The organism is Mycolicibacterium austroafricanum (genome assembly GCF_000612725.1).
In the GTDB taxonomy this organism is placed as follows: Bacteria; Actinomycetota; Actinomycetes; order Mycobacteriales; family Mycobacteriaceae; genus Mycobacterium; species Mycobacterium austroafricanum.
On the sequence record NZ_HG964454.1, the window covers coordinates 244,760 to 251,240 of the forward strand.

Consider the following 6,481-nt stretch of genomic DNA (forward strand, 5'->3'; position numbering starts at 1 on the left):
TGCACCGATGGCGCCGTCTGAAGCCACGATCCCTGCGGTCCTCGCCGACCGCGCGCAGCAGCAGCCCGACGACATCGCGTACACCTTCGTCGACTACGAAGCCGACCCGGCCGGAATCTCGGAGAGCCTGACCTGGTCGGAGGTGCACGAGCGCGTCCAGATCGTTGCCGAGAAGCTCTCGAAGATCGGCTCACCAGGGGACCGGGCCGTGATCCTGGCCCCGCAGAGCCTGGAGTACGTCATCGGTTTCCTGGGCGCGATCCAGGCGGGCTTCATCGCCGTGCCGCTCTCGATGCCGCAGACACGTCACCACGACGAGCGGGTGACCGGCGCGATGAAGGATTCGACCCCCGTCGTGGTGCTGACCACCTCGGCGGTCGTCGACGAGGTCCGCAAGTACGGGCAGGCCGACCCCAAGGCGCGGCCGCCGAAATTCCTCGAGGTCGACACGCTCGATTTCGACTCGCCTCCCAAGCCGGCGCCGCAGGTGCCGTTGCCCAAGACCGCGTACCTGCAGTACACGTCGGGTTCGACCCGGCAGCCGGCAGGCGTGGTGGTCACCCACAAGAACGTCATCGTGAACCTCGAGCAGCTGCTCACCGACTATTACGAGGCGTGCCCCGGCGGTGCGCCCGAGGACACCACCGTCGTGACGTGGTTGCCCTTCTACCACGACATGGGCCTGATCGTCGGCGTCTTCATCCCGATGATGCTGGGCCGCCCCGCGGTGCAGATGAGCCCGGTCGCGTTCATGCAGAAGCCGGCCCGCTGGATGCAGCAGCTGGGATCACACCCGAGTGCATTCACCGCGGCGCCGAACTTCGCGTTCGAGCTCGCCGTCAAACGCACCACCGACGAGGATCTCGCCGGTAAGGACCTCAGCACCGTCAAGGTGATGATCAACGGCGCCGAGCGGGTGCACGGCGCCACCGTGCGGCGGTTCAACGAGCGGTTCGCGGCGTTCGGCCTGGCCGACTCGGCGATGCGCCCGTCCTACGGTCTGGCGGAGGCGACGGTCTACGTGGTGGCGTCGGCGGGTGGGCGTCCGCCGACCGCGGTGCGGTTCGATTACGAGAAGCTGGCCGCGGGCCACGCGGAACGCTGTGACGATGACGGCGGCGCCGAGCTGATCGGCTGCGGTGTGCCGCGGTCGACGACGGTGCGCGTGGTCGATCCCGACAGCCTGGTCGAGAACCCCGCAGGCAAGATCGGCGAGGTGTGGCTGCACGGCGACCACGTGGCCGCCGGCTACTGGCACAACCCGAAGCTGAGCGAGCTGTTCGCCGCGCAGTTGGGCGAGCCGAGCGCGGGCACCCCCAAGGGTCCGTGGCTGCGCACCGGCGACCTCGGCGTGATGTTCGACGACGAGCTCTACATCATCGGGCGCATCAAGGACCTGCTGATCGTCGACGGGCGCAACCACTATCCGGACGACATCGAGGCCACCGTCGCCGAGTTCACCGGCGGCCGGGTCGCGGCGATCTCGGTGCCCGACGAGGCCAGCGAGAAGCTGATCGTGATCGCCGAGCTGAAGAAGCAGGCCGATCCAGCCCTGCTGGAGTCCGTCAAGCAACAGGTGACCGCGGCCATCTCGCAGACGCACAGCGTGCGACTCTCCGACTTCGCGCTGGTCGCCCCCGGCTCGCTGCCGCTGACCACCAGCGGCAAGGTGCGCCGCGCATCCTGCGTCGAGCTCTACCGCAACGACAAGTTCAGCCGTCTGGACGCCACTACATGACCTCTGCTTTTGACGAGGCAGCTGTTCGTCGGTGGTTGGTCGACTACCTGGTCACGAACAACGGTTGCAGTCCGGAGCACATCGAACGCGGCGCCTCCATGCACGACCTCGGCGTGGGATCCCGCGACGCGGTCGTGCTCACCGGCGTGCTGTCGGAGTACCTCGGCCGCGCCGTGTCGCCCGTGGACTTCTGGCAGTACCCGACGGTGGACGCGCTGGCCAAGTTCCTGACCGGTGGCGAAGTCGAACCCGTCGACCCCGGCCCCGGCGTCCGGCCGGCCGCCACGAACGAGCCGATCGCGGTGATCGGGCTCGGTCTGCGTCTGCCCGGTGGCGCCGACCTGGACTCCAACATCGAAGGGCCCGAAGCCTTCTGGGAGTTCCTCACCGAGGGCCGCTCGTCGGTGCGGGAGGTCCCCGAAGACCGCTGGGAGTGGTGCGAGGACGGCACACCCGAGGGCGCCGCCGCGCTGGCAGACACCACCAGGTGGGGTTCGTTCCTGCGCGACCTGGACGCCTTCGACGCCGAGTACTTCGAGATCATCCCGCGCGAGGCCACCCGGATGGATCCGCAGCAGCGGCTGCTGCTCGAGGTCACCCACGAGGCCCTGGAGAACGCGGGCATCGCCGCCGACTCGCTGGCCGAGACGCAGACCGGCGTGTTCGCCGGCGCGAGCGCCGCCGACTACGCACAGCTGGGCGCCACGGACCTGAGCGGCATCGACGCCTGGTACAGCACAGGTGGAGCACTGAGCATCATCGCCAACCGGGTGTCGTACTACTTCGACCTGCGCGGCCCGTCGGTGACCGTGGACACCGCCTGCTCGTCGTCACTGGTGGCCATCCATCTGGCGTGCCAGAGCCTGCGCTCGGGCGACTCGGAACTGGCGTTGGCGGCCGGGGTGAACCTGCTGTTGTCACCGGCCCCGACGAGGAGTTTCGACCGGGCCAAGGCGATGTCGCCGACGGGACAGTGTCACGCTTTCGACGCCGGCGCCGACGGCTTCGTGCGCGGCGAGGGTTGCGGGGTGGCGGTGCTCAAGCGGCTGTCCGACGCGCAGCGCGACGGTGACCGGGTGCTCGCGGTGATCCGCGGGTCCGCGGTGAACCAGGACGGCCGCTCCAACGGCCTGATGGCCCCGAATCCGTCGGCGCAGATGGCGGTGCTGCGCGCCGCCTACGCGGCGGCCGGGGTGGACCCCCGTGAGGTCGACTACGTCGAGGCGCACGGCACCGGCACGCTGCTGGGCGATCCGATCGAGGCGCGGGCGCTGGGCACCGTGCTCGGTAAGGGCCGCGCGGCCGATGCGCCGCTGCTGCTCGGTGCGGTCAAGTCCAACCTGGGCCACCTCGAAGCCGCGGCAGGCATCGCAGGGTTCGCCAAAGCGGTATTGGCGTTGCAGCACAACATGATTCCGGCCAACCTCGGCTACCAGAGCCCGAACCCGCACATTCCGTTCGAGAAGCTGCGGTTGAAGGTCGTCGCCGAGCACACCGATTGGGCCCCCGCCGGGCGGCCCCGGCGTGCGGGCATCTCGTCGTTCGGGTTCGGCGGCACCAACGCCCACGTCGTGATCGAACAGGCTCCGGTGTTCGCCCCGTCGCCGGTCGAGGAACCCGAAGCGGTCACCACGCTGGTGGTGTCGGGCAAGTCGCCCGAGCGCATCGCGTCGCAGGCCGCCGCACTGGCGGAGTGGATGGCCGGCGCCGGATCCGACGCCTCACTGGTGGAGGTGGCGCACTCGCTCAACCACCACCGCGCCCAGCACGCCAAATTCGCGACCGTGGTGGCCCGCGACCGTGATCAGGCCATCGCGGGGCTGCAGGCGCTGGCCGCCGGGCAGTCCGCGCCGGGCGTGGTCGGGGTTGCCGCAGGCAACCCGCAGCCTGGCACGGTGTTCGTGTATTCGGGTCAGGGGTCGCAGTGGCCGGGGATGGCCCGGCAGCTGTTGGTTGACGAGCCGGCGTTCGCGAACGCGTTGGCCGAGATCGAGCCGGTGTTCGTCGAGCAGGTCGGTTTCTCGTTGCGTGACGTCATCGCCGGTGGCGAGACCGTCAGTGGTGATGCGCAGGTTCAGCCGGTGCTGATGGGTCTGCAGCTGGCGTTGACCGAGCTGTGGCGGTCCTACGATGTGCATCCGGATGCGGTGATCGGTCATTCGATGGGTGAGGTGACCGCCGCAGTGGTGGCCGGGGCGTTGAGTCTGGCCGACGGGCTGAAGGTCATTGCCGCGCGGTCGTCGATCATGTCCCGGCTGGCCGGGCAGGGCGCCGTCGCGCTGCTCAACCTCGACGCCGACGCGGCCCGCTCGCTGATCGCCGACCATCCGAGCGTCGAGATCGCCGGATATCTGTCGCCGCGCCAGACGGTGGTGGCCGGCCTGCCCGAGCAGGTCGACGCCGTCATCGCCGCGGTCACCGCACAGAACACGTTCGCCCGCCGGGTCAACATGGTCGTCGCCTCCCACACCGCGCTGATGGACCCGGTGCTGCCCGACATCCGCGCGGCGCTGGCCGGAATCGAACCCAACATCCCGACGCTGCCGTTCCTGTCGACGGTCACCGGGGCCGACAGCGCACCGGTGCTGGACGCCGACTACTGGGTGGCCAACGTGCGCCAACCGGTCAAATTCAGCCAGGCCATCGTCGCGGCGGCAGCCGACAACGGCACGTTCATCGAGATCAGCCCGCACTCGACGCTGGGTCAGGCGATCGGCAACACGCTCGGTGACGGGCCGGACCATCACATGCTCGGCACCCTGGCGCGCGACACCGACGACACGGTGACGTTCCACGCAAACCTGAACGCCACCCACACGTCGCGGCCCCCGCAGACCGCCCATCACGGCGAACCCCACATCGTGCTGCCCACCACCCCGTGGCACCGCAGCAGACACTGGGTGGACGTCCGCCCGCTGCGCCGCGGTGGCGGCGTGCGTGCCGGTGCGTTGCCCGCCGACAGCGCGGTCCCGCCGGAGTGGTTCTGCGAGCTGACGTGGCCCGCCAAACCCCTTGTGGCGCAAGATGGTCCAGTCGACCCGGGCGCCAGCTGGCTGGTGGTCGGCGACGACGCGCTGGCCGCCGAGATGGGTAAGCTGCTGGGCCGCCCGGTGGCCACCGGTGACGGAGCGGATCTGTCCTCGGCCACGCACGTCCTCTACGCGCCGACCTCCGGTGACGAGCTGGGTTACGAGCTCTTCGAGGCGGGCCGTGCGATTGCGACCACCGCGAGCCGCGTATCGCAGCCCCCGAAGCTGTTCCTGCTGACCCGCAATGCCCAGCCGGTCAGCGAGGGGGACCGGGCCAACCCCGGGCAGGCGGTGCTGTGGGGCCTGGGCCGCACACTGGCGCTGGAGCATCCCGACATCTGGGGCGCCCTGATCGACACCGACGAGTCGGTGCCCGCGGTCGTCGCCGCGCGCTGGGTGCTCGCGGAGGCGCATGCCGGCGACGGTGAAGACCAGCTGGTGTACCGGGCCGGCATCCGCCGGGTGGCCCGCCTCGTGCACGCGCTGCCGCCCGCGCCGACGGGTTCGGGGACACTCGACGCCGACGGCGCGCACCTGGTCATCGGCGCGACGGGCAACATCGGCCCCCGACTCGTCGAGCAGCTCGCCGCGATGGGCGCCAAGACCGTGGTGGCGGTGTCCCGTAACCCGGGCTCACGGCTGGACGAACTGACCGCGCGGCTCGCGGCCTCCGGGACGACGGTCGTGACCGCCGCAGCGGATGCGTCCGACGCGTCATCGCTGCGAGCGGTGTTCGACCGCTTCGGGGCGGACCTGCCCCCGCTGAAGGGCGTCTATCTGGCGGCGATGAGCGGCGGTCCGGTCACGCTGGACGAGATGACCCACGACGACGTGGTGGCGATGTTCCGGTCCAAGATGGATGCCGCGGCGCTGCTGCACCAGCTGTCGGCGGGCCATCCCGTCGAGCAGTTCGTGCTGTTCTCGTCGATCTCCGGCGTGCTGGGTTCGCGCTGGCTGGCGCATTATGCGGCGACGACGACGTTCCTGGACACCTTCGCGTTCGCCCGCCGGGCGGCAGGGCTGCCGGCCTGCGCGATCAACTGGGGCCTGTGGAAGTCGCTGGCCGACGCGCAGACCGGGTTCGAACGTCAGGCCACCCAGGAGTCGGGTCTGGAGCCGATGGACGACGCGGTCGCCATCACCGCGCTGCGCTCGTTCATCGGACCGCAGGCGCCCGCCAGGGCCACCGTGGTGGCGGCGGACTGGCCCCGGCTGGCCGCGGCCTACCACACCCGCGCGCAACTGCACATCCTCGACGACCTGCTGGCCACAGAGGGCACAGCGGCCACCGGCCTTACCCCGACCGGTGACACGAAGTTTCGCCAGGAGCTGAAGGAGTGCGAGCCCCAGCGGCGTGTGGAGTTGCTCACCGATCACGTGTTGTCGCAGATCGCCGCCGCAATGGGGCTGGCTTCGACGCACACGCTCGACCCGACGGTGGGGTTCTTCCAGTTCGGAATGGATTCGCTGATGAGCGTAACGTTGCAGCGTTCGCTGAGCGAAAGCCTGGGGGAGGCCCTGCCGGCGTCGGTGGTGTTCGACTACCCGACCGTGGAAGCGCTCACCGATTATCTGGCGTCGGTTCTTCCTGAGATAATCGAGACCGCCGGTACCGACAACGACGTCGATGGTGGCCCCAGCGTCATTGAGGACGCCTACGACGACCTCGCCGAGGACGAGTTGCTGGCGAGACTTTCGGAAAGATTGAGTTGAG

2 protein-coding genes are annotated in these 6,481 nt (G+C 69.8%); both read left to right on the forward strand.

Going from position 1 to position 6,481, the window contains the following annotated elements; genetic code table 11:
* Positions 1–7: 7 nt before the first annotated feature.
* Entirely contained in the window at positions 8–1,738 is a 1,731-nt protein-coding gene (locus BN976_RS18225; protein WP_036372742.1) for an AMP-binding protein, read from the forward strand.
* Entirely contained in the window at positions 1,735–6,480 is a 4,746-nt protein-coding gene (locus tag BN976_RS18230; protein WP_036372744.1) for a type I polyketide synthase, read from the forward strand. Before BN976_RS18225 ends, BN976_RS18230 begins: the two co-directional genes overlap by 4 nt.
* Position 6,481 lies beyond the last annotated feature (1 nt).

What these genes read in the sequence shown, in the direction of transcription:
- BN976_RS18230 (WP_036372744.1), top strand. Translation starts at nt 1,735, where the DNA reads ATGACCTCTGCTTTTGACGAGGCAGCTGTTCGTCGGTGGTTGGTCGAC.
- BN976_RS18225 (WP_036372742.1), top strand. Translation starts at nt 8, where the DNA reads ATGGCGCCGTCTGAAGCCACGATCCCTGCGGTCCTCGCCGACCGCGCG.